Origin of the sequence: Pseudoalteromonas sp. SG45-3 (assembly GCF_014164075.1) — a bacterium.
Lineage (GTDB): Bacteria > Pseudomonadota > Gammaproteobacteria > Enterobacterales > Alteromonadaceae > Pseudoalteromonas > Pseudoalteromonas distincta.
On sequence record NZ_JACJEN010000011.1, the window covers coordinates 99074 to 123071 of the forward strand.

General features: G+C 38.9%; 14 protein-coding genes and 2 pseudogenes. 9 read left to right on the forward strand and 7 right to left on the reverse strand.

Translation table 11 applies throughout. From position 1 onward, the window contains the following. Positions 1 to 60 precede the first annotated feature (60 nt). Positions 61 to 297: a hypothetical protein gene (locus H5126_RS13490; RefSeq protein WP_002959190.1), complete on the reverse strand. Its 237-nt coding sequence runs from the start codon at positions 295 to 297 to the stop codon at positions 61 to 63. Positions 298 to 876: 579 nt separating this feature from the next. Here H5126_RS13490 and H5126_RS13495 point away from each other — a divergent pair. From H5126_RS13495 to H5126_RS13510, 4 genes are all read left to right on the forward strand, one after another. Beyond that, a complete protein-coding gene (locus tag H5126_RS13495; RefSeq protein ID WP_182720241.1) occupies positions 877 to 3324 on the forward strand; it encodes a M1 family metallopeptidase in 2448 nt (815 codons plus the stop codon). Beyond that, complete coding sequence (locus H5126_RS13500) at positions 3324 to 3818, forward strand: DUF6702 family protein (RefSeq protein ID WP_165723789.1); 495 nt, start codon at positions 3324 to 3326, stop codon at positions 3816 to 3818. The genes H5126_RS13495 and H5126_RS13500 overlap by 1 nt, the downstream gene beginning before the upstream one ends. 321 nt (positions 3819 to 4139) lie before the next feature. Next, positions 4140 to 4757, forward strand: coding sequence for an HAD family hydrolase (locus H5126_RS13505; protein ID WP_182720240.1), 618 nt, complete (start codon positions 4140 to 4142; stop codon positions 4755 to 4757). Between the two features lie 145 nt (positions 4758 to 4902). Further along, positions 4903 to 5628, forward strand: coding sequence for a YebC/PmpR family DNA-binding transcriptional regulator (locus tag H5126_RS13510; RefSeq protein ID WP_002959197.1), 726 nt, complete (start codon positions 4903 to 4905; stop codon positions 5626 to 5628). 199 nt (positions 5629 to 5827) lie between these two features. Here the strand turns inward: H5126_RS13510 and H5126_RS13515 are convergent, their stop codons facing one another. Then, complete coding sequence (locus H5126_RS13515) at positions 5828 to 8017, reverse strand: malate synthase G (protein WP_182720239.1); 2190 nt, start codon at positions 8015 to 8017, stop codon at positions 5828 to 5830. A 239-nt stretch (positions 8018 to 8256) separates the two neighbouring features. Here H5126_RS13515 and H5126_RS13520 point away from each other — a divergent pair, with 239 nt between their 5' ends. Then, complete coding sequence (locus tag H5126_RS13520; protein ID WP_002959200.1) at positions 8257 to 9858, forward strand: isocitrate lyase; 1602 nt, start codon at positions 8257 to 8259, stop codon at positions 9856 to 9858. Between the two features lie 819 nt (positions 9859 to 10677). Here the strand turns inward: H5126_RS13520 and H5126_RS13525 are convergent. The 3 genes from H5126_RS13525 to H5126_RS13535 all read right to left on the reverse strand — a co-directional run bounded on the left by H5126_RS13525 (position 10678) and on the right by H5126_RS13535 (position 15398). Further along, positions 10678 to 12696 carry a S9 family peptidase gene (locus tag H5126_RS13525; RefSeq protein ID WP_182720238.1) on the reverse strand — a complete coding sequence of 673 codons (2019 nt, stop codon included), beginning with the start codon at positions 12694 to 12696 and terminating at the stop codon, positions 10678 to 10680. A gap of 154 nt (positions 12697 to 12850) precedes the next feature. Beyond that, complete coding sequence (locus H5126_RS13530) at positions 12851 to 13585, reverse strand: 5-oxoprolinase subunit PxpA (RefSeq protein WP_182720237.1); 735 nt, start codon at positions 13583 to 13585, stop codon at positions 12851 to 12853. 1 nt (position 13586) lies between these two features. Continuing rightward, entirely contained in the window at positions 13587 to 15398 is a 1812-nt protein-coding gene (locus tag H5126_RS13535) for a glycoside hydrolase family 3 protein (protein ID WP_182720236.1), read from the reverse strand. Between the two features lie 314 nt (positions 15399 to 15712). On the opposite strand from H5126_RS13535, the pseudogene H5126_RS13540 reads away from it, so the two are divergent. Next, positions 15713 to 17287, forward strand: a pseudogene (locus tag H5126_RS13540) (diguanylate cyclase). Here the strand turns inward: H5126_RS13540 and H5126_RS13545 are convergent. Then, positions 17284 to 17808, reverse strand: coding sequence for a hypothetical protein (locus H5126_RS13545; protein ID WP_154902851.1), 525 nt, complete (start codon positions 17806 to 17808; stop codon positions 17284 to 17286). The pseudogene H5126_RS13540 and the gene H5126_RS13545 sit on opposite strands and share 4 nt — an antisense overlap. A 148-nt stretch (positions 17809 to 17956) precedes the next feature. Between H5126_RS13545 and H5126_RS13550 the strand changes: the two genes are divergently transcribed. After that, on the forward strand, positions 17957 to 21979 hold the full coding sequence (locus H5126_RS13550) for a rhombosortase-dependent M36 family metallopeptidase (protein ID WP_182720235.1): 4023 nt from the start codon (positions 17957 to 17959) through the stop codon (positions 21977 to 21979). Between the two features lie 104 nt (positions 21980 to 22083). Further along, positions 22084 to 22191, forward strand: a pseudogene (locus H5126_RS21730) (hypothetical protein); the annotation flags it as partial. 51 nt (positions 22192 to 22242) lie between these two features. Here the strand turns inward: H5126_RS21730 and H5126_RS13560 are convergent. Continuing rightward, positions 22243 to 23118, reverse strand: coding sequence for a LysR family transcriptional regulator (locus H5126_RS13560; protein ID WP_182711976.1), 876 nt, complete (start codon positions 23116 to 23118; stop codon positions 22243 to 22245). 108 nt (positions 23119 to 23226) lie between these two features. Between H5126_RS13560 and H5126_RS13565 the strand changes: the two genes are divergently transcribed. Then, positions 23227 to 23898, forward strand: coding sequence for a hypothetical protein (locus H5126_RS13565; RefSeq protein WP_182720234.1), 672 nt, complete (start codon positions 23227 to 23229; stop codon positions 23896 to 23898). Positions 23899 to 23998: the final 100 nt, after the last annotated feature.

The following is a 23998-nucleotide window of genomic DNA, read 5'->3' on the forward strand; positions in this document are numbered from 1 at the left end:
CCGTAAGAGCGCCAATATACCCAAGGCAGTTAAAGATGCAAGCCCAAGCCGTGTATTACCTTAGGTTAAACTGTACCAAGCTGAAAAAACAACCGGTAATGCTAAAAGTGCCATTAATAATGGAATTTTTAACGTTTTAGTTTGTTTTGCGTGTAGCGCCTTTAATGCATTAGTTTCGTTGCACGCTGCTACTTTATCGATATAAAAATAACCCGAATCGAGATACTGCTTACAGTTATTCTCACTTGCTGGAATCGCAATTAGTTCTTGTTGTTTTTTTAGGATGTAAAAATCCATAAGCCCACCGCATTTCTTGCTAGTAATCGATATTAATTTGAGGATAAATGTGACGAATTTATTTGCCTCAAATAAAAAGGTTGGCGATTTTAAATATAAACTGCACTAAAGATCAACCTAAAATTGCACTATTTATCATTTATCGTAAAAATAGCGAACATTAAGGAAGTTCGGCAATATTTGAGCCAATAATTCAGCTGTTTTCACTGTATTTTTGTTCAGTAGAGTGGGCTTTTAGCTCATTTTACTTGTTGGAAATTTGAGACACTTATACATAGGATTATTGGTTTACCTGATAATGTTAAAGCAATACTTTTTTAGCAACGTAGGTAAAATTAATGTGCTTTTACCAAGCTCTAAAACTTGTATTTAACAGCTCAAAACCATTATTAAAACCCACTTTTGTAAAGCCCCTTTACAGTTTTTATTTATTCGTATTTTGTTACAAAATAATTGTACTTTTCAATCTAATAAACTAAGTGAACATCACCCTAAAAATACGGTACTTGGTCGCTAATTTATTGAAGCTAACTGGTATATTTGTCAAAGTATGCTCACAAAATTATATTAGGACTAACAATGAAAAAAATAGGTCTTACGCTAAGTGCTTTTGTATTGCCTTTGGCAATATCTAGTGCAGCTATTGCGTCTTCAGTTGAGCAAACAAAAGGTTCTTTTGTTGATAAATTTCGTCAATTAGACGAAGCGCTTCCTACACCCAACGTTTATCGTAGTGCCGCTGGCGAACCAGGTGAAAGATACTGGCAGCAACGTGTAAACTACGATATTGATGTAAAGCTAGATGAAAAAAAGCACCGTATTACCGGTAGCCAAAGCATTGAATATAAAAATAACTCTCCGCATACACTTAAATATTTATGGTTACAGTTAGATCAAAATATTTTTAAAAGCGATTCAATTGCCGAAACAACTAAAACGTTTAAAAGCACTTTAGAAAGCCTACCAGCTCAAAAGCCTGCTAAATTAAGTTTAGGTGACTTACGCCGTCAGCAATTTATGAGCGACAACGAACTGGGTTATACTATCAGTGGCGTAAAAGATGACGATGGTAAAGAGCTACGCGTAACTGTAGTTGATACTTTAATGCGCATTGATTTAAACGAGCCATTAAAACCAGGTAAAGAAGTAGAATTTAGCATGAACTTTGCCTTCAACATTGTTGAAGAAGATGCTGTAGGTGCACGTTCTGGTTACGAGCACTTTGAAGAAGATGGCAACGACATATTCTTAATTGCTCAGTGGTTCCCTCGCTTAGCGGCTTATACCGATTACGAGGCATGGACAAACAAGCCATTTTTAGGCTCTGGTGAGTTTACGCTTGAGTTTGGTGATTACGATGTTGAGATTACTGTTCCTGCGGATCACATTGTATCGGCAACAGGTAAGCTTGATAACGCGAGTAAAGTACTTACAAGTACTCAGCGCAAACGTTTAAAGCAAGCTGAAACATCTAAGCGTCCTGTGTTTATTGTTAACGCAGAAGAAGCGCTAGAAAACGAAAAAGAAGGCACCGACAAAACTAAAACGTGGCACTTTAAAGCACAGAATGTTCGTGACTTTGCTTGGGCGTCGTCTCGTAAGTTTATGTGGGATGCAAAAGGTTATCAACAAGGTGGTGACGTTCAGCCTTTAGTTATGGCAATGTCGTTCTTCCCTAAAGAAGGTGGTGACTTATGGAAAAAGTACTCAACTGAAGCGGTAGTACACACAATGGAAGTGTACTCTAAGTATTCTTTTGATTACCCGTACCCAACTGCACAGTCGGTTAACGGCCCAGTTGGTGGTATGGAATACCCAATGATCACCTTTAACGGTCCGCGTACTAAGTTACAAGATGACGGTACTCGTACGTATTCTCAGGCTGAAAAGCGCTTTTTACTTGGCGTAGTTATTCATGAAGTGGGTCATATTTACTTTCCGATGATTGTGAACTCAGATGAGCGCCAATGGACGTGGATGGATGAAGGCTTAAACAGCTTTTTAGATGGTGTTGCTGGTCGTGAATGGGATCCTACTATTCCTTGGGGTGTTGAGCCTCGCGATATAGTGAGCTACATGAAGTCAGAAGTCCAAGTACCAATTATGACTCAGTCAGACAGCGTATTACGTTTAGGCCCTAATGCTTATACTAAACCTGCCGCAGCCCTTAATATTTTACGTGAAGTAATTTTAGGCCGTGACTTATTCGACTTTGCATTTAAAGAGTATGCTCAGCGCTGGAAATACAAGCGCCCTACTCCAGCTGATTTTTTCCGTACAATGGAAGAAGCCTCTGGTGTTGATTTAGATTGGTTTTGGCGTGGCTGGTTTTACACCACAGACCATGTTGATATCTCTTTAGATAAAGTGTATCAACTACGTTTAGACACTAAAAACCCTGATATTGATTACAGCCGTTTACGTGATATTGAAGCAGACAAGCCTACGTCATTATTTGTTGAGCGTAACCGCGCCGAAGGTAAAAAAACATGGGTTGAGCAAAACCCTGATGTTACCGATTTTTATGACGAAAACGACCGCTTTACTGTAACCAATAAAGAACGTAACTCGTACAATAAGTTTTTAAAAGGCTTAGAGCCGTGGGAGCGTAAAACGCTTGAACGTGCTTTAGAAGAAGATAAAAACTACTACGTTATGGAATTTTCAAACCTTGGTGGTTTGGTAATGCCTATATTACTTGAGCTAACATATGAAGATGGCACGACTGAAGAGCGTTATATTCCTGCTGAAATTTGGCGTCGTAATTATAAAAATGTTCAAAAGCTAATTGTTACCGATAAAAACAAACCGCTTGTATCAGTTACTGTAGATCCTAATTGGGAAACTGCGGATGTAGATATTGAAAATAATAACTACCCTCGTCGCATTATTCCTTCACGTATTGAAGTGTTTAAAAAGGAAAAGAGTAAAGCTAAAGTAAGTCGCGATATCATGCAAGATATTAAAACTGAGCTTAAAACTGATGAGAAGAAAGACGAAAAAGATAACGGTGAGGAGCCGCAATAATGCGCTTTTTGCTTATTATTGTTTGCCTTTTAGTTGCTGCGCCGAGTATGGCGCATCAACTAAAATCGTCAGTTACAACCGTGCTTTTTAATAAACGAACGCATAATGTTGAGTTAATGCACCGCTTTTATTTACATGATACCGAACATGCCGTAGGAACATTATTTGAAGGCAAAATCGATATTATTAGCAATAAAGCCGATCAGCAACGTTTTGCTAAATATGTTGAATCGCATGTTGCTCTACAAACATTAAGTGGTGAACCTTTACCACTTAACTTTGTGGGAGCACAAGTTGATGGTAAGTTTTTTTGGGTTTACCAAGAAGCACCAATTCCTGAAAACATTGAAGGAATTAAAATGAGCAATGGCGCGCTTCGTGATTTATGGCCATCTCAGGTAAATATGGTAAACGTTGAGGGCAAAGGTAAGATTAAAACTTTAAACTTTGCACAAGATGATACTTGGCTCGAAGCCCGCTTTGAGCAAAATTAACAGTTAAAACTTCCCCAACCAACGCGCACTGCAGTTAATGTGCGCGTTTTCTTCATACGTTTAAACTGCGTTCATTTTTGATCTGGTATATGTAAATTTACGTAAAAATTGGTAGTTCAATTTGTATATTTACCATTTTTTGCGCATGCTACAACTACCAATTATATTTACTGTATTATCAATAGATTGATAGCAGTGCAAATAAATAATTTAAATATAGTTAGTTTCATTTATCCCTTTAGCTATAACTGGCTTGGGCATAAGCAGTAGAGAATTTTATGTTTAAATTTTATTTAGTAATAACTAAATTCAGGGAATGATATGACTACTCAGGTTGAGGCTATTTTTGGAGTGATTTTTGATTTAGATGGAACATTGGTTTCATCAGAATTAGATTTTGCATTAATAAAGGCCCAAATAGGTTGCCCTTGCGAGCAAGACTTACTTGATTACATTGCTCAGTTGCCCTCACCGTATATGCGTGAAGAGGCAATGAATATAGTTCACCAACACGAATTAATAGATGCACAACATGCCAGTATATTACCTGGTGTGAGTGAAGCTATTCATGCTTTAAAGTCTAAAAATATTCCGATGGCGATTGTTACTCGCAATTTTGATAAAGCAGCGGCAATGAAATTACAAAATAATCCACTCCCTATCAGCACAGTTTTAACGCGAAGCGATGCCCCAGCAAAGCCAGATCCCAGCGCTTTAAATGCCATTGCTACACTTTGGAACATTAACGCCAGAAATTTACTTTATGTAGGCGATTACCTTTACGACATTCAAGCTGCGCACAATGCAAATATGCGCGCGTGTTTATACGCTCCAGAGTCAACGCCTGCTTATGCCGATCAGGCAGATTACGTTTTACATGACTTTGCTGACTTAGTGACATTAGTTGAGAGTTATTCTGAAAAAATAGAGTTATGTTAAATAGCATGCCATTTGATTTATTCTGAAATGAGTATGTAGTTATAAAAGTTTTTATTAATCAAGTTTTGCCCATTGCGGAGCTAGCCCAATACGTTTTGAATTGGTAAAATACCGCAAAACGTAACGTATTCATTAGGGGCACAAAATGGGCAGAGCATTTGTAGTTCGTCAAAGTTCTATGATCAAAACAGCCAATGCAAAAACAAAAGTAAACTCAAAGTACGGCAAAGAGATTTACGTTGCAGCAAAAAGTGGTGATCCCGATCCCGAAGTAAACCAAACACTTCGCCGTCTAATCGAAAAAGCTAAAAAAGACCAAGTTCCCGCACACGTTATTGAAAAAGCAATTGAAAAAGCAGCCGGTGGCGCAGGAGAAGATTACTCTGTTGCCCGTTATGAAGGCTATGGCCCTGGTAACTGCATGGTTATTGTTGACTGTTTAACTGACAATCCGAACCGTACTATCAAAGATGTACGTTTACCATTTACTAAAACAGACTCAAAAATTGGTACTCCTGGCTGTGTAGCGCATATGTTTGATCATTATGCGGTACTTGGCTTTGCAGGCGATGACGATGAAGTCGTATTAGAAGCATTAATGATGGCTGATGTTGATGTAAGCGATGTTGAAGCCGAGGACGGTAAAATATCGGTATTTGCACCGCCAACAGAATACTTTAAAGCTAAAACTGCCCTTGAAGACGCATTTGAAGGCATTAACTTTGAAGTAGATGAAATTACGTTTATTCCTCAAGTTAATATTGAAATTGAAGACGAAGAAGTTATTGCTAACTTTGATAAGTTTATAAATATGCTTGAAGATTGTGACGATGTACAAAATATTTATCACAATGCCATTGTAAAAAATTAAACGTAAACGGTTAAAAGCTTTAAAAGCGTGTTTTGTGTATGCAAAACACGCTTTTTTACGTTTGAATAAATGTTAGATATTCATGTGTATTATCTATATACATTTAAAATGCCTTAAAAGTGCTGTTATTCTAATTTTAGGCGATAAAAAACCAGCTTTTAAGCTGGTTTAGTACTTAATTTTAACTTTGATTAAGCAGTTAAAGCGTATTCGACTTTTGTGCTTTATATTTTATACGGTAGCTATGTAGTAGTGGTTCAGTGTAACCACTAGGTTGCGTTACGCCCTCTAAAACTAATGCCGTAGCGGCTTGATAGGCAATGCTGTTATTAAGGGTTTCTTCGCTTGTTGCCATAGGTGTATACGCAGTGTCATGCTCGTTTTGTCCATCAACCACTTTGGCCATTTTAGCCATTGTTGATTTTATTTGCGCTTGTGAGCACACGCCATTTAGCAACCAATTAGCCATATGCTGGCTTGAAATACGCAGTGTGGCTCTGTCTTCCATTAAACCTATATGGTTAATGTCAGGTACTTTTGAGCAGCCTACGCCTTGATCAATCCAACGTACAACGTAACCTAAAATACCTTGTGCGTTATTTTCTAGCTCACTTTGAATATCTTCTTTTGAAAGCGTTTTAGGGTCTGCCATTAGCGGCGGTGTAAGCAGGTCATTAAGACTCGCAATAGTACGTTTAGCTATACTTTGCTGCTCATTAAATACGTTTATATCGTGATAATGCATTGCATGCAGGATAGCGGCTGTAGGGGAGGGCACCCATGCAGTATTAGCGCCTGATTTAGGGTGAGCTTGTTTTTGCTCCATCATTAATGCCATTTTATCTGGCATTGGCCACATGCCTTTACCTATTTGTGCTTTATGACTTAAGCCACAAGCAAGGCCAATATCGACGTTGCGATCCTCATAAGCTTGTATCCATGGTTGCTGCTTAATCTGTGCTTTTGGAAGCACAACGCCCGCTTGCATAGAGGTATGAATTTCATCGCCGGTACGGTCTAAAAATCCAGTATTTATAAATACAACACGCTCTTTGGCTGCACAAATACAGGCTTTTAGGTTTACAGAAGTGCGGCGTTCTTCATCCATAATACCCATTTTAAGCGTGTTTTTAGGTAAGCTTAGCGCTTCCTCTACTAAGCTAAATAAAGTGTTAGTAAATGCCACCTCTTCTGGGCCATGCATTTTGGGTTTTACTATATTAATACTTTGCGCGCTTGAATTTTTGATACCTGTTTTTTTATTTAGGTCGTGCAGGGCAGCAGTGGCTGTAAACATCGCATCCATAATGCCTTCAAACACCGGTTGATTAAACACATCGGTAATAGCAGGGTTCGTCATTAAATGGCCAACGTTTCTTACAAACATCATGCTACGGCCTTTTAAAGTAACGGTGCCGCCATCAAGTGCGGTGTATGTTTTATCACTTTGCAGGGTACGCTCAACAGTTTTATCGCCTTTTTTAAACGATTCAACTAAGTTACCTTGCATCAACCCAAGCCAATTTTTATAAACTTGTACTTTATCTTCTGCATCTACCGCAGCTACTGAATCTTCACAATCCATAATGGTGGTAAGAGCGGCCTCTAGCACTACATCTTTTAAACCAGCCTTATCAGCTTGGCCAATAATGTGGTGGTGATCGATATGTAGCTCTATGTGTAAGTCATTGTTTTTTAATAACACTACAGTTGGGTTTTGTGCTTCTCCTTGATAGCCAATAAGCTGAGATGGGTTAGCTAATGTGGTTTGAGAGCTGTCACGCAAGGTAATTAAAAGTGCGCCATCTACTACTGAGTAATTCGTGCTTTCTATATGCGAGCCATTGGTCAGCGGCAATGCTTTATCTAAAAACTGGCGAGCGTAGGCCATTACCTTAAAACCACGAACAGGGTTGTAGGTATTGCCTTTTTCAGCCCCGTCATCTTCGCTTAACACATCAGTACCATATAAAGCGTCGTATAACGAGCCCCAGCGTGCGTTAGCGGCATTAAGTGCAAAGCGTGCATTACTTACAGGCACAACTAACTGAGGGCCTGCTGTAAGGGCCACTTCGGGCTCTACATTTTGGGTTTCAATTTCGAAGTTGGCAGGCTCTTTTACTAAGTAACCAATATCTTGCAAAAAGGCCTGGTATTTAGCGCTATCCCAGGTTTTATTAGCAAGATGGTAGTCGTCTATTTGCTGTTGAAGCAGCTCTCGCTTTTCAAGCAGTGCCTTATTAATAGGGGTAAGTGTTTGAACGATATGTGCAAAACTTTGCCAAAATTGTGACTCACTTAAGTGAGTGCCTGGTAGCAATTGATTTTTAACGAAATCAGCGAGTTGTGTATCTACGCTGAGTCCTGAATGTGTGAGAGTGTGGGACATAGTTGCCTTCCTTTAAACGGTCGCGATGTTGTTGTGTGCTTGTGCGTAAGGCAACAATAACTCAAAAAGGCAATGTTGAGTGCTTTTTAGCTATTCACAAAATGTATATCCACAATAACAACTATAAATTTACTAAATCTAGAAAAGGAGCCTAATGTTGAATTAAGCGCTACGGAACACACTCCTAGCCACTCTCACAACATTAAAATAATTTACACACTCGTTCGAAGGATTTTATTATGACAACATATCAACGCGAAACAGACACACTCTCTACTCTTTGCCAAACACAAGGCAGCGCATGGAAAGCTATTAACCCTGAATACGCAAGCCGTATGCGTTTACAAAACCGTTTTCGTACAGGGATTGAAATTGCGCAATACACAGCAGACGTAATGCGTGAAGATATGGCTGCATATGACGCCGACACAAGCCAGTACACGCAATCTTTAGGCTGTTGGCATGGCTTTACTGCCCAACAAATGATGATGGCTATTAAGCGCCATCAAAAAACAACTAAACGCAGCTATGTATACTTAAGTGGCTGGATGGTTGCAGCGCTTCGCTCTGCATTTGGTCCGCTGCCAGATCAAAGCATGCATGAAAAAACATCGGTACCTGCGCTAATTGAAGAAATTTACACGTTTTTAAAGCAAGCTGATGCACGTGAACTAGATCACTTGTTTAACGACCTAGATGAAGCAAAAGCGAACGGCGGCGATGTTCAAGCTGTTATTGATAAAATAGACAACTTTGAAACCCATGTTGTGCCAATTATTGCTGATATTGATGCCGGTTTTGGTAACGAAGAAGCAACTTACTTACTGGCTAAAAAAATGATTGAAGCCGGTGCATGTGCCATTCAAATAGAAAACCAAGTATCTGACGCTAAACAATGTGGTCACCAAGCGGGTAAAGTGACCGTTCCACACGAAGATTTTTTAGCAAAAATTAACGCAGTACGTTACGCCTTTTTAGAGCTAGGTATTGATAACGGTATTATTGTGGCACGTACAGATTCATTGGGTGCCAGCCTTACGCAAAAGGTACCTGTTTCGCAAACACCAGGAGACTTAGCAAGCCAATACAATGCATTTTTAGAAACCACGCCCATTAACGGTGTTGATGACTTAAATGAAGGCGACACGGCAATGAAAATTAATGGCCAGTTATGTAAACCAACTCGCCTAGATAACGGTTTATACCAGTTCCGCGAAGGCACTGAAAAAGACCGCGTAGTATTAGACTGTATTACTAGCTTGCAGTCGGGCGCTGATTTACTGTGGATTGAAACAGAAAAACCACATGTTAAACAAATTGCAGAACTGGTGAATCGTGTAAAAGAACACGTGCCAAATGCAAAACTGGTATACAACAACTCGCCTTCGTTTAACTGGACGCTTAAGTTTCGTGAGCAAGTATATCAGGAGTGGGAAGAAGCAGGCCGTGACCTTAGTGCTTACCCAAGCCTTGGCGATAATAAAGGCCTTATGGCACCAGAAATGGATGCAACAGAGCTTGCACAAGCAGCCGATTTACTAGTGCAAAACTTCCAGCGCGATGGCGCACGTGAAGCAGGTATTTTCCATCACTTAATTACTCTGCCTACGTACCATACAGCTGCGCTAAGCACTGATATTTTATCAGAAGGTTACTTTGGCGATATGGGTATGCTGGCTTATGTACGTGATGTACAACGCCAAGAAATTCGCCGTGAGCAAGCTTCTGTTAAGCACCAAGACCTAGCAGGGTCTAACATGGGCGATACACACAAAGAATACTTCTCTGGTGATAACGCGCTAAAAGCCGGTGGTGAAGATAACACCATGAACCAGTTTTAATTCCTAACTAGATAGTGTTACTCAAGGGCCAATAGGCCCTTTTTTATTGCTTTAAACAAAGTTAAAACATTGAAGCACAATTACAGATCAGACTTTAACTAGGGCGTGTTTATCTTTGTGGATTGAAATTTGTTCAAACTAGGGGCGATTAAATCGCGGCGCGAGGTTTGTAACCTAGTGGGCTAAGTAAAAACCGAGCAACAAAGAGTTTATCGTCCCTAGAAAGAACCCAAAGGGCAGCGCATGTTTGGTATTTATGCTACGTTATCGCCTATTCATGGGGAATAACCACACTACATAAGCTCCGCCTTGCCTAAAAACCAAACATACTGCTGCAAATTAACCCACCAAAGTTCAACACGCCCTTGCCAAATCATGTTGGATCACTATTTAACTACCTGAGTGAATTTACAGATCAGAGTTTAACTAACCTTTCATAAAACGGCATATTTGGGGTGATTTTGCTGTAAAAAGCGTTTACAACAACTTTAAAAGGCAGGTAAGTGACTGATTTTTGCTTTAATAGACAAACTTAGCGAATTTATAAACCGATTTTTTACTAACTTCTCCGTGCGATAAAACAAAATTTTACTAACTTAGAGGCTATAAACAGTGACTCAAACCGATTTTTTACCAACTCAAGTTACAAAAAATGCTATAAACCGAAATTTTACTAACTGAAGTTTTAGCTAAGTCCGATATTTAACTGTCACAGAAGTGTAAAGGGGGTTTACAGTTTGAATACTACGGCGATAAATATAAAAGCCACTTATTTAAAGTGGCTTTTATTTGAGCAATAAATGTTATACTAATTTTAGGTTATTTAGTGTGTTTATCAAACCACCATTGAATATAAGCAACTTTGGTCATTAAGTTTGATGGGCGAGCTGTAATACCATGTGAAGCATTAGGAATTCGCACCATTGCAGTATCAACACCTTGTAGTTTTAATGCTTGATAAAACTGTTCAGTTTCTGAAATTGGTGTACGGTAGTCAGATTCACCAGTGAGCAACATAGTAGGAGTTTTAACGTTTCCAACATATCTGATAGGCGAGCGTTTCATGTAATGCTCAATGTGATCCCATGGTTTTCCTGGAAACCAGTAATCAGCAAAAAACGGGTAAAAATCGGCAGTTAGTACAAAACTGATCCAATTAATAACCGGTTTGGCAACTACAGCCGCAGCAAAGCGATCGGTATGACCCACAATCCAAGCTGTTAATACACCGCCACCAGAGCCACCGGTTACAAACAATTTAGACTCGTCGATAAAGCCTTTCCCTATTAGCGCATCAACGCCCGTCATTAAGTCGTCAAAATCGTTACTTGGGTAATTATGATGAATAGTTTGTGCAAACTCTTTACCGTATGAATCACTACCACGTGGGTTCATGTATAAAACGACATTACCTTTGGCTGCAAACAGTTGAATTTCGGCGCTAAAATGCGGCCCATAATTAGCGACAGGGCCGCCGTGTATTTCTAGTATTAACGGATACTTTTTGCTGCTGTCAAAACCTGGCGGATAGGCAATCCATCCTTGAACAGGGAGTTCATCGTAGCTTGATTTAACCCAAATTTCTTCCACTTTAGCCAAAGCTTTATCACCTAGAGCATCAGCATTAAGGGTAGTTAAACGCTGCGCTTTACCGCGTTTAATTGTTGCTATATCAGCAGGGCGCTGAGTATCTGCAAGGGTAAAGGCTATTTCGCCATCTTCGCTTACATCAAAGTCGCCACCAGAATAAGGGCGACCAAATGCAACGCTGCCAATTTGGGTTGTTATTATTTTACGCTTGCCACTGCGTGGTTGATACGCAAGGGCAGTTTGGCCTTTATCTGCATAGCTAAAGTATATGCCTTTGGAGTTTGCACTCCACTTTATTTGACCTACGCTGCGGTCAAAATTCGGCGTTAAGCTAACTGTGTTACCTGTTTTTAAATCACGAATATAAAGCTGAGCGTTTTCGTAGTTAGTGCGTTTATCATCGTAACCTGTGTACGCTAAGTAACGACCATCGGGAGAGATTTTAGGCTGCTCGTCAGGACCATTTCTATCGGTAATTTCTGTTATATTTTGCGAAGCTAAATCGAGTTTATAAATTTCACTGTTTGTGGGTTTTAGTTGGTTGTTTGTGTGCCTGTTTGCAGAAAAATAAAGCGACTTACCATCGTTGCTAAAACTTACATCGCCCGCGTTATCAAACTCATCATGAGTGAGTTGTTTGGCATTACCACCGTTAGCATCTATGGAAAATAATTGGCTAAAGCCCTTTTGTGTGTAACCGCCACCATCTGAACGGTAGTAAACATCATCAATAAATTTAGCAGGCTCTGCCCACGTTGCACCTTTTGGTTTACCTGGTAAGCTCACTGGTGCTGAATTAGCGCTTGGAACAAACATGCTAAATATTAATTGGTTGGAATCAGGGCTCCATGTAATCGAACGAGGACTACTTGTTAAGTTACTTATTTTTGCCATAGCACCTGTTTTAAGCCATTTAATATATATTTGGCTGCTGCCATCGCGGGTTGATATAAACGCAAGGCGTTGGCCATCAGGAGAGAGTACTGGCGAGTAATCCATGTGCACGCCAGAGGTTAATGGCTGCATTTGTTTGGTTTTGTAATCAACAGACCAAATATTCCCCACTTTACGATCTGTTTTTATATCCATGCGATTACGCACAAAATAAACAGTTTTACCGTCTTCGGTTATATCTATTTGATTGGCATATTCTAAATTAAATACATCTTGCAGTTGTAGTGTATTTTTTTCAGCGTAGGCTAAATTGCTACAGCCTAAAACGAGGCTAAGTGTTAAAAACTTTTTCATTTTTATCCCTGTTGTTACTTTTTTAATTTTCTAAGTAGTTATATGTTAGGGATTATTAAATTAACAGTAGGATGCGATGAAGCTCTTATTTAACTCTATGAGTTAAAGCTGTAAAGGGGCTTTACAGCTTATAATTTAAGGTTGTGTGGAAAGCCTAATTGGCTGAGTTACACAGGGCTTTTATATCTTTTATAAGTGATATGCCATCAGCGTTGTCGCCATGTACACATAAGCTATGGGCGTTGAGCGTTAGTTTTTTTCCTGTTCGTGTTGTTACACTACCATCGGATAAAAGCTGAGTTACTTGCTCTAGTAATGCGGCTTTGTTGTGAACGCTGCCCTCAAGTGTTCGCGACACTAAATGCCCATCGTCGGTGTACTGCCTATCTGCAAAGGCCTCTAGTATTAACTCAACTCCTAAACTTTTAGCTATTTGAATGTGCTTATTGGCATTTTTAGTCGCTAAAACCATTAGTTTTAAATCTGTTGGGTAGCTGGCAATTGCATTTATAACGGTTTGTAATATTTGATCATTTGCCATCATGTCGTTATAAAGTGCGCCATGCGGTTTTACATAGCTAAGTGTCAAACCTTGCACTTTTGCCATGCCCTCAATAGCGGCTATTTGATAATGCAGGCAATTTGTAAGCTCTTTTTCACTAAGTACTATTGAGCGCCTACCAAAGCCTTGCTTATCTGGGTAGCTTGGGTGAGCACCAATTAGTACGTTATTTTGCTTGGCAAGTATAAGAGTGTTTGCCATTACGTCGGCATCACCTGCATGGAACCCACACGCAATATTAGCCATATCAATATGTGGCATAACGTCATCGTCTAGTCCCATTTTCCATGCGCCAAAGCTTTCACCTAAATCACAATTGAGCTTCATATTAGTGCGCCTTTTGCGGTTTTATTGTGACAGGTAATACGCCGTTAGCCGGTGCTTCTCCTAGTAACACTTTTGCAAGTGCGGTAAAAGCAGGACCAGATACAATATCGTTTTTATCTACATCAATATTATATGCATACGATGCAAGTACGGCATTTGCATAATTGCCAAATTTAGCAATGTCGTAAGGGGCTCTTAGGCTTATAAAAACAGTGCTTTTGTTTTTCTCTTTTGCCATATTTAATAATGACTCAAGTGCTTTTGGTTGCTCTGCATTATTAAGTGCAAAATTAGGGTCGTCTTTTAAATCATCCATACCGCCAATTTCTACCGCACTTTGATTAGGTGTTGCATTGCCGGCTATAACTACATCAGCAGCGTGTATTTGTGCTTTTGCGAGTGCAGGGTCGAACCCTTGTAAGCTACTACAGCTATAAGTGAATTTTTGCTGGCTGATAGCTTCAATTGCTTGCTGCATTGCCATACATTTACGCGTGTCGGGCATAATAATATGAACATTACTTCCTGCTTTTAAATTAAGTGGCAAAGTACTGTTATTATTTTTAACCTGCGTTATTGCCTCTACAGCAAGCTGCGCTTCTATTTCACGATGTGTTGCACTGCCAATTGTTTGCTTTGCATTTATGAGCGCGGTAATAGGGTCAAAATTAGTGCTTAATCTAAATTTATTTTTAAGTGTAATTATACGCTGTGCCGATTGTGCTATTTCTTGCTCATCAAGTTGGTTTGATTTAACCGCTGCAATAAGCTCTTTAATAAGATCATCGAGTTTATTTAAATCATCTGGTGTTCTAATTTCAATAGGCATTAGGGCAATGTCAGCTCCAGCGGCAAATGTATTTATTACCGCTTGAGTTGGTGTGAAGAAGTTACTAATACCAGCCATATCAAGCGCATCAGTTACTACAACTCCTTGGTAATTAAGCTCGCCACGTAAAATATCAGTAATGATTGCGCGCGACATTGTTGCTGGTTTTACCATAGTTTTGCCATTAACACTTATAAACGTTGTGCTATCAAGCGCTGGGTATTGAATATGCGCCGTCATTATCATACCTGGGTTTTGCTTGGCGATAATGTGTTTAAACGGTGCTAGGTCTTGCTCGTAAATAACTTCTTTTGCATGGTTTACTTTAGGCAAGCCTGTATGGCTATCTACGTTTGTATCGCCGTGACCCGGAAAGTGCTTTAACGAGGTAATCACGCCATTGCTTTCAAATCCTGCAACCTGTGCGGCGCCCAATTTACTCACTAATGCTGGGTTTTCACCAAACGAACGAACGTTAATAACAGGGTTATCGGGGTTCATGTTTACATCAACCGTGGGCGCGTAGTTTACATTTATACCCAGCGAATTTAGCTCTTTAGCTATTACTGTTGCTGTTTTTGTCGCAAAGCTTGTACCGTGTTTTTTGTAGGTTGCGCCAATCGACATATTACCGGTAAATGAGGTGACAACATCGCGTGGTAAACGCGCTACACGTCCGCCTTCTTGATCTATTGATATAAATAGCGGCAGCTTACTACTGGATTTACTTGCAGCTGTTTGCAATTGGCTATTAAGCGCAATTGTTTGCTCTATCGATTGAGTGTTTTCAGAAAATAAAATTACCCCACCAATATCGTATTTTGCAATAGCGGTAGCGAGTTCATTAGGTAACTCGGTCATTGGAGTTCGGCATTTATTACTAACTCCTTGCTGGCAGAAGTAACGAAAGTCGAGTATTAGCTTTTGCCCAAGTTGTTGTTCAAGAGAAAGCACGGGTTTAGCAAGCGAGGATTGTAATGGCATTAAGCACCCAGATAAAAAAACGATAGACGATACAATACACTTATTTAGCAAAACACACTCCAAAGCTAAAAAGTAGATAAGTGTAAGCAGCTTAACTACTTTTTGAGGTAACTGCAAAAGAAGGATTTTTTGCAGAGGAACCAATAACGTATTGTAAAATTTAAAGAAAATTCATAATCTTGCAACTAGCGAAAAGTTATATTTAGTTATATTTTTTGTGGCTTTGTTAATATTAGATAATAAATTTTCAAGAGGGTATAATTGCGGGCTTTATATACAATTATAGGTTCGGGTACTGAATACCTGTACTTAGGATGGCATACGTTTGCGAAAAAAAATTATTAACGGCCTTAAATCTTCGATTTCTTATTTTGCTTTTAGCGATTACGGCTTCTATTAGTACTTTAGTAAGTAGCTTTTATTCTACCTACCAAGTACAAAAAGAGCAGTTAACAGCTTACACGCTAAAAAGTAACTATGCTTATGCCAATAAACTGGCATCCGCAACAGATAATTTTTTAGAATCCGCAATGCAACAACTGGCCTATTCAGCTAAAAAAATAGAGCAAAGAGTTGATGATGAAGATTTATTAAACCAAGAAGCGACCCGCTTACACTTACAAACGAATAGCTTTAACTCGGTTGTAATTAATAAGCATAGTGTTGTTGTCGCAACCTCTCCTAAATTTCCGTAACTTATTGGTGAATCAATCCACTCACCTGGCGCTGTACAAGCGCTACAAGAAAAAAGACCATTAATCAGCGCGCCTTATATGTCGGCTGCTGGGAACTTTATTGTTTTTATTTCTCATCCTTTGTTTGATAAAAGTGGAGATTACCTTGGTTATATTGGTGGCTCTCTTTATCTAAAGGAGCGTAATATTTTAAATAGCTTATTAGAGCAGCATTATTATGAGGGTGGAACATATATTTATGTGGTCGACGCCAGTAGGCGAATTCTCTATCACCCAGATCAGGCACTAATAGGGACAGTCGTCACAAATAATTCCATCACTAATAATATGATTACAGGCCAAAGCGGTACTTCTATTGTTAAAAATAGCCAAGAGATAGAAATGCTAGCAGGCTTTTCCTCCGTGCCTAAAGCAAAATGGGTAATTGTCGCTCAGCGCCCTGTAAGAGCAACGCTTTCGTCACTTGATTTACTCATAACTGAAGTAATAAAACGTACATTACCGATGGCTGTTATTACGTTTCTTTTAATAGGTTTTTTTGCTCACTTAATTTCTAGACCTTTAAAACAACTAGCAGACAAAGCAAATACACTTGACGATCCAACAAGTATTGAAGAGCTAAAAAGTGTTAAATCTTGGTACTTTGAAAGCCAAAGACTAAAAATTGCAATGCTCAATGGAGTTAATACTTTGCAAATGCAGATAGGTCAGCTTCGTCATGATGCGCAAACAGATCCCCTAACTGATACTCATAACCGTAGGAGTTTAAACGGTTTATTAAACCAATTGATGTTTAAGCAAACTCCATTTGCTATTTTAGAGATAGACATCGATTTCTTTAAGCGAGTTAACGATACCTTTGGCCATGATAAAGGAGATGAAGCTCTTAAATCGCTTACTGATATTATCAAAAAATTATCTCGAAAAGACGATATCGTAGCACGTATAGGTGGTGAAGAATTTGTACTTGTCTTGCCTAATGAAAACAGCCAAAGTGCGCTCAAAATAGCAGAGCGACTACGTAAAACTGTTGAGTCTACAAATATGGAAACTATCGGCTTTATAACAATTTCAATTGGGATTGCAACTTGGCCTGAGCACAGTAACGACATAGACCAAGTTTACAAATGTGCTGACAAAGCACTTTACCATGCAAAAGAACATGGCCGTAATCAGTGCATTGTTGCTGATTAAAAGTGTGTTTCGATAGGTGAATAGTTAATTGCAATTTCTACATTGGTCACTGATTTATAGCTGTTTAAAGCACTAGACAATCCTGCAATATCAACACCTTTTTCAACAAGTAATGTGTAATTGTGAGCTGTTGACTTGATTAATTCATAATTATTTTTTAACTCATCAGGCACAGAATCGGTATTTAATGTAATGGTAAGAGTACCTGTTACTACACCTTTTTGTTTTAAGTTCTGATTATAAATAACGTCGCCTTTAAATAACTGCTCAGAGTTAAAGATAAGTTTATCACCCGATGAATTTATGCTTTTAGATGCATTTTTAATAACACCTTGACTACTTTCTTTTTTAGGGAAAATAGTGTCACTTTTCTGGTTCTTAGATGGTTCTTTTATAATGATTTCTGCTGTTTTAGGTTGTGCCTGAGAGTTGTTAACCTCTGTTTTTTCACTGTTATTACATGCAGATAGTAATAAAGCTGCGATTATTGGCACTGCACTTGTAAAAATTATTTTTTGCATTCGTTTACCTTTGTTTACTTTTCTTTAAATTTAAAGCTATTCAGCCTTATTCAAGCCTGTATATTAACAACTTAACTAGGCGTTTACATAAAACAATCAATTTAAAAACATTAAGTGTTAAACATAATAAATACAAACAGGTGGATACATGTCTCAATTTAAATTAACAACTATTGCCATGGTTGTAACATCTACATTAGCAGCAGGTGAGCTAACGGCCGCTGAACAAACTCGATTTTATGATGTAAGTGCAACAAATGCAGTTACTCAGGGTACTTCTTTAGCTGCTGTTCAGCAGAAAACCTTAGCCGAACGCGCCACTGTTTCGGGTCAAAAATCAATTTACGATGCACAAATGGGTAAAGCAACATTTTTATGGCAAGCAATAGGTCAGCGTAAGCCTGACATGGCTTTAATCGCAGCTGATAACCGTAATCAATATGCTGCTGACTTTTATATTGAAACTTTAACAGGTATTAGTAATCGTAAAGCAACAGCATCTTCTGCTGTTATGGTTGATTTATCAGAGCAAAAACGCGGTTCTATTAGTGCAAAATACAAACAACAAGTAAACGGTGTTGAAGTTTTTAACCGCGAATACAACTTGTTAATGGATAAAGAGTACAACTTAGTAGCAAGCTCGGGTTATTTTGCTGATACGTCGTCATCTAAAAATAAACTTGCTGCGTTAACTGGTTTTGTAAGCTCTGAGCAAAGCATAAGAAAAGCATTTAGTGAATTAGCAAATATTGATGTCTCACTTCGTAAAATTGGTAACGAAGGTGGATATGCAAAATATGAGGCTAAATCATTAGATGATTCTAAGATTGTTTTAGGTACACCACGTGCAAAAGAAGTGTTTTTTGAAGTTGCAGGCGAGCTTAAATCAGCTTACTACATTGAAGTAGAAGTAGCAGAAGTTGGCTCTTTAGAAAGTGACTACTTTAGCTACGTAGTAGATTCAAATAACAGCAAAGTATATTTTGCGAAAGATTTGAAATCTCATGCAGCTGACTTTAATTACCGTGTTTACGCAAACCAAGATGGCTACCCAATGGAAAGCCCGCACGGTGACGTAATTCCTGCAGATGGCCCAGGACAAGTAGACGAGACTGAGATTTTAGATGCGCCAATGGTATCTCTATCTTACTACAGCAAACTAAGCACAATGGACCCATGGTTAGCTGATGACGCAACAACAACATCAGGTAATAACGTATTTGCTTACGCAGATGTGGTTGCACCTCAAGACTTTAGTGAAGGTGACTTTACTGCTGAAACAACAGCAGACTTCACATTTGACTACCCTTATCAAGTAGATGAAGTCGCAAATAGCTACGCAAACCGTAAAGCGGCTATTGTTAACTTGTTTTACATGAATAACTTTTTACATGATTTTTTCTATGACCATGGCTTTGATGAAACGTCAAATGTAGCGCAGGTATCTAACTTTGGTCGTGGCGGCGTAGAAGGTGACCCGATTGAAGCACAGGCTCAAGATAACTCAGGTCGTAATAACGCAAATATGTCTACGCCAGCTGATGGTGCTAGTCCACGTATGCAAATGTACTTGTACAACAGTAAAGATGCCACTGTTGGTGTAGATTTTGGTATTACAGTAACTTCACATGATTCTTTAGGTCTTTTAGCTTCAACAAAAGAATCGGGCTTTGGTAAATACCAATTCAGTGACGTGGCTGCAGAAGTTGTTCGTTTAGATGATGGAAATACAGTAGATTCAACAAGTGTAAATGATGGTTGTGAGCCTGCTATAAATGCAGCTGAACTAGCAGGAAAAATTGCAATTGTAGACCGTGGTTCATGTGCTTTTACAGTTAAAGTAAAAAATGCACAAGATGCAGGCGCAATAGCAACTATCGTTGTTAATAATGACCCAGATACGGCAGAACCGGCACCAATGGGCGGTGAAGACGATACTGTAACCATTCCAAATATGGGTTTAAATTACGCTGATGGTCATGCAATGTATGACCTAATTGATGTTCGTGAAGTTGTTACTGTAAACATGTTTACAAAAGCAACATTAAAAGATGGTACGTTTGATAATGGTATTATTGCTCATGAATGGGGTCACTATATTAGTAACCGCTTAGTCGGTAATTCATCAGGCCTTATTAACTTCCAAGGCCGCGCAATGGGCGAAGGCTGGGGCGATTTCCACTCATTAATGTTTATCGCTAAAGAAAGCGATATAAATATTACAGGTAACGATAAGTTCCAAAAAGCATATGGTAGCGGCACATTTGTAGAAGACTTCTACTTCGGTATTCGTCGTCTTCCTTATTCAACTGATACAGATGTAAATGCATTGTCGTTCCGCCATATTACTGAAAATGCTGGTGCTGATATTGGTATATCACCAACAAGCGTGGCTTCTCCTCATGCTGCCGGCGAAATTTGGGCAACTGTATTATGGGAAAACTACGTAGCGCTTATTAACGAGCATGGCTTTAATGAAGCACAAACTCGAATGGCAGATTACTTAGTTGCAGGTTACAAATTAACACCTATAGCACCAACCTACACTGAAGCACGTGATGCTATTTTAGCTGCTGCCTATGCAGTAGACCCTGCTGATTACAAATTAATGGTAGGTGCATTTGCTAAACGTGGTATGGGTCTTGGCGCAGTATCGCCAGATCGTTTCAGTAATGACCTTACTGGTGTGGTTGAATCAGATAAAACACAGCTTTCTAGCTATGCATTTGCAAGTGCTGACTTAAACAACATGTACAATGGTACAGAGCTTGGTTTTTGTACTAACGACAATATTTTAGATAAAGGCGAAACGAGTACGGTTAGCGTAACAATTACTAACCGTGGTAGTGAAGTACTTAGTGGTACAACAGCACAACTGACTGTTATAAGCGATCATGATGTAACATTTGAAAATGATGGTTTACTTACTTTTGGTGAAGTTCAACCGTACGAAGCAATAACTAGTAACGATATTAAAGTTACTTTGAACGAAGCGGGTACAGCTGAAACACTAGAAATTGAAGTCACATTCCCTGAAATTGAAACGGACGATGATATCGTTGAAGCACTTGATCAAACACTTACGTTTGAAGTAAATATGGGCTTTAAGTCAGAAATGCCTGTTGGAGCTGTAGTTTCAGATGATATGGAAGTAGCAAGTTCATCACTATTAGATTTAAAAGAAAACGTAATGTTTGGCGGTGACTTAGCTGTTGGCACTCAGGTTATGGATAATAGTGGTAATATTGCCTTCTTTGAACAAGGTGGGTTTGAGCTAGGCACACAGGCAATGCGCCTTGTAAATAATGGCTTCCAATCAGATGTAGCAATAGAGAGTAAGCCATTCGAAGTTGGTTACTCAGGCGACTTTGAAATCTCATTTTGGCATTTCTATAGTATTGAGCAAAACTGGGATGGTGGTGTTGTAGAAGTTAGTGTTAATGGCGGTGACTGGGTTGATGCTACTGAAATTGGCGGCACATTTGATGTTGGCTATGACGCTGTTCTAATCGAAAATGATTCGCAAGAACTTCAAGAACGTGAAACTTTTACAGGTAATAACGTACAAGATAGTGGCGCGTATGGTAATTATGAAACAATCAACTTTGGTGATGCTCTAAACGGCAACTTAGTAAAAGTGCGCTTTAGAATCTCATCAGATGGCGCAGTTGATGATTTAGGTTGGTGGATTGATAACCTAACTATGTCTAACGTTTTATCTCCTGTATTTTCAGAGCTTGTAGCGGGTGATTCACTAGCATGTGATAACGCAGCCCCACTTGTTTTAGTCGAAAGTGCATCGGCGGAAATTACTGAATCTGCTACAGGAACAATTACAGCAACAGCTACAGATCGCAATGGTCAAACACTAACTTATGCTTGGACTCAGGTTAGCGGTAGTGCTGCTACGCTCACTGGTACTGACACTGAAACTTTAAGCTTCACACCTGCAGCTATTACTGCAGATGAAGAGCTTGTTTTTGAAGTTGCCGTAAGTGATGGTGTAACAACTGTGACTCAACAAAGTACTGTAATGGTAAAAAATGAAGCGGTAGCAACAGTGCCTGTAACTGAATCAAAATCTAGCGGTGGTGGTAGTTTTGGCTTTATAGCTTTATTACTTACTCCACTAGTATGGTTTAATAGACGCCGTAAAAACGTAAGTAAATAAGTTTAAATAACATCCCGTCATCTCTAAATACATGACGGTTTTAATGAAAGGCCAGTAGCGTTTGCATCTGGCCTTTTTTATGCACTTAGTTTGATGTTTTTAGTCCTGAGCACAGTAACGACATAGACCAAGTTTACAAATGTGCTGACAAAGCACTTTACCATGCAAAAGAACATGGCCGTAATCAGTGCATTGTTGCTGATATTAGCTAACCACTGCTTAGCTAAGTAATACTTTACATTGAACTTAAATTGATAAATTCTCTACAAAGAGTGCATGAGTTTATTAAGCCAGCCATCAGCTTTTGATGGTTTGTAAATCATTACTATGTCTTCGCTGTAGCGACTGTTAACCCCCTTTACAGTTAATTTTTTAAGCCCTAAATCATCAATCACGAAATTTGGTAAATATGCCAACGCCAAGCCACTTTGTATCACCTCTATTAGTGCACTGTAATCGCTACATCTAAATACAATATTGCGCGGGGCTATTTCATCTTGCCAACCGTCGGAGCCAATACCTTGTTCAAGGCCGCACAGTGGTGAAAACAACGGGCATGCAAAAGACAACTGTAGTAATTGGTTTTTATTGAGTGTTAAAAAGCCTTTTTGTACTAGCTGATGTGAAGGAGACGCAGCTACACTAAACTCAGTATTAAATACGTCAACCGCCACTAAATTAGTATGTGAGCTGTTGTTTAATGCCTCGCGAGTAACTAGCGCAATATGCGCCGAACCTGATGCAACTTGGCTTATGGCTTCATCTTCAAATATATTATTAATACGCACCGAGCAAGGCAGGTTACTAAGGGGTGTAAGCAGCTTTTTAACGCCACTTTTGAGTAAAATGGCAGGGCCTGCAATAACCGCATTAAATTTATGATTATCGCTTTTAAAACGGCTAGTAAGCTGCTGGTAATTATGAACTAAATCGCTACTGTGCTTAACAAACTCTTTGCCTTTATCATTGAGTACTAAGGTTTTACCTACACGGTTAAACAGCTCCGTGGCTAAATTTGCCTCAACCTTTTTTAGCGTTTTAGACAGCGCACCTGGGGTAATATTAAAGTGCTTAGCGGTTGTATGCAGATTTTGCGAACCCGCCATATGAATTACTTTTTCAATGTCATCTAAATGCATAGCGCCAAACCGTATTAACTAAAAGGAAACAACTAATCACTTATTATCGATTATTTGTATATAAAAATCAGCTTATAGTGGCGCTATATATATTTTTTGAGCACTAACATGAAACACATACTGCTATTTTTTATTTTATTATCGAGTGCAGCGCACGCAAATACACCTCAACACAATTCACACATAACCCACAGCTATAATGGCTTCCATGGGATGGCGCTTATTTTAGCCGGCGATAAAGTACTTGCCAGCCACATGCCTTTATACGCCCCTCCACACAACTACCAAATAGTGTATGAAGTAACTACGGATGACACCCACTTAAAAACAATCAAAAATATTTTAAATAAAGCAGCAGACGAGCAAGAACAGATCACTATTTTACCAACCAAATTTGACCTAAATTTATTAATAAATAAAAAGACACCCACCTTAAATGTAACTGTATTTAACGGCCATTTTGAACGCGGTGGCAACGCACTTTTTACTACAAAGCTAACCTTTAAAAACCCGCTATATGTTGAAAAAATAACGACTAATCAAGCACAAAAAAATGTGTTTACATTAATAAAGCTAACAGAGCAGCAAGGTTTAGTAATTCATAAAATACAAAGCAAGCCAAGCTATGACTCGTTAAGCTTAGTACCGCTTACTATGAGTAAATATAACGGGAAATTGAAGTGTGATGCTTCGATAAGCACTGCGCTTAAAAGCAAACTAGAGGCATGTTTTAAAACCGTACCAAGCTATTTAGAAACAAAAGACTTTGCAGTTAATTAATTTATAAAACCAGTGATTTTGGCTTTAAATCGCTGGCTTATAAAGTGTTACTTTGTTTTTAGTAAATTTTAAGATTAAATTTTGAGATGACACCCACCGT

Bases quoted from the DNA above. Each gene is read 5' to 3' on its own strand.
- H5126_RS13490 (WP_002959190.1), bottom strand. From the start codon at position 297: ATGGATTTTTACATCCTAAAAAAACAACAAGAACTAATTGCGATTCCA.
- H5126_RS13495 (WP_182720241.1), top strand. From the start codon at position 877: ATGAAAAAAATAGGTCTTACGCTAAGTGCTTTTGTATTGCCTTTGGCA.
- H5126_RS13500 (WP_165723789.1), top strand. From the start codon at position 3,324: ATGCGCTTTTTGCTTATTATTGTTTGCCTTTTAGTTGCTGCGCCGAGT.
- H5126_RS13505 (WP_182720240.1), top strand. From the start codon at position 4,140: ATGACTACTCAGGTTGAGGCTATTTTTGGAGTGATTTTTGATTTAGAT.
- H5126_RS13510 (WP_002959197.1), top strand. From the start codon at position 4,903: ATGGGCAGAGCATTTGTAGTTCGTCAAAGTTCTATGATCAAAACAGCC.
- H5126_RS13515 (WP_182720239.1), bottom strand. From the start codon at position 8,017: ATGTCCCACACTCTCACACATTCAGGACTCAGCGTAGATACACAACTC.
- H5126_RS13520 (WP_002959200.1), top strand. From the start codon at position 8,257: ATGACAACATATCAACGCGAAACAGACACACTCTCTACTCTTTGCCAA.
- H5126_RS13525 (WP_182720238.1), bottom strand. From the start codon at position 12,696: ATGAAAAAGTTTTTAACACTTAGCCTCGTTTTAGGCTGTAGCAATTTA.
- H5126_RS13530 (WP_182720237.1), bottom strand. From the start codon at position 13,585: ATGAAGCTCAATTGTGATTTAGGTGAAAGCTTTGGCGCATGGAAAATG.
- H5126_RS13535 (WP_182720236.1), bottom strand. From the start codon at position 15,398: ATGCCATTACAATCCTCGCTTGCTAAACCCGTGCTTTCTCTTGAACAA.
- H5126_RS13545 (WP_154902851.1), bottom strand. From the start codon at position 17,808: ATGCAAAAAATAATTTTTACAAGTGCAGTGCCAATAATCGCAGCTTTA.
- H5126_RS13550 (WP_182720235.1), top strand. From the start codon at position 17,957: ATGTCTCAATTTAAATTAACAACTATTGCCATGGTTGTAACATCTACA.
- H5126_RS13560 (WP_182711976.1), bottom strand. From the start codon at position 23,118: ATGCATTTAGATGACATTGAAAAAGTAATTCATATGGCGGGTTCGCAA.
- H5126_RS13565 (WP_182720234.1), top strand. From the start codon at position 23,227: ATGAAACACATACTGCTATTTTTTATTTTATTATCGAGTGCAGCGCAC.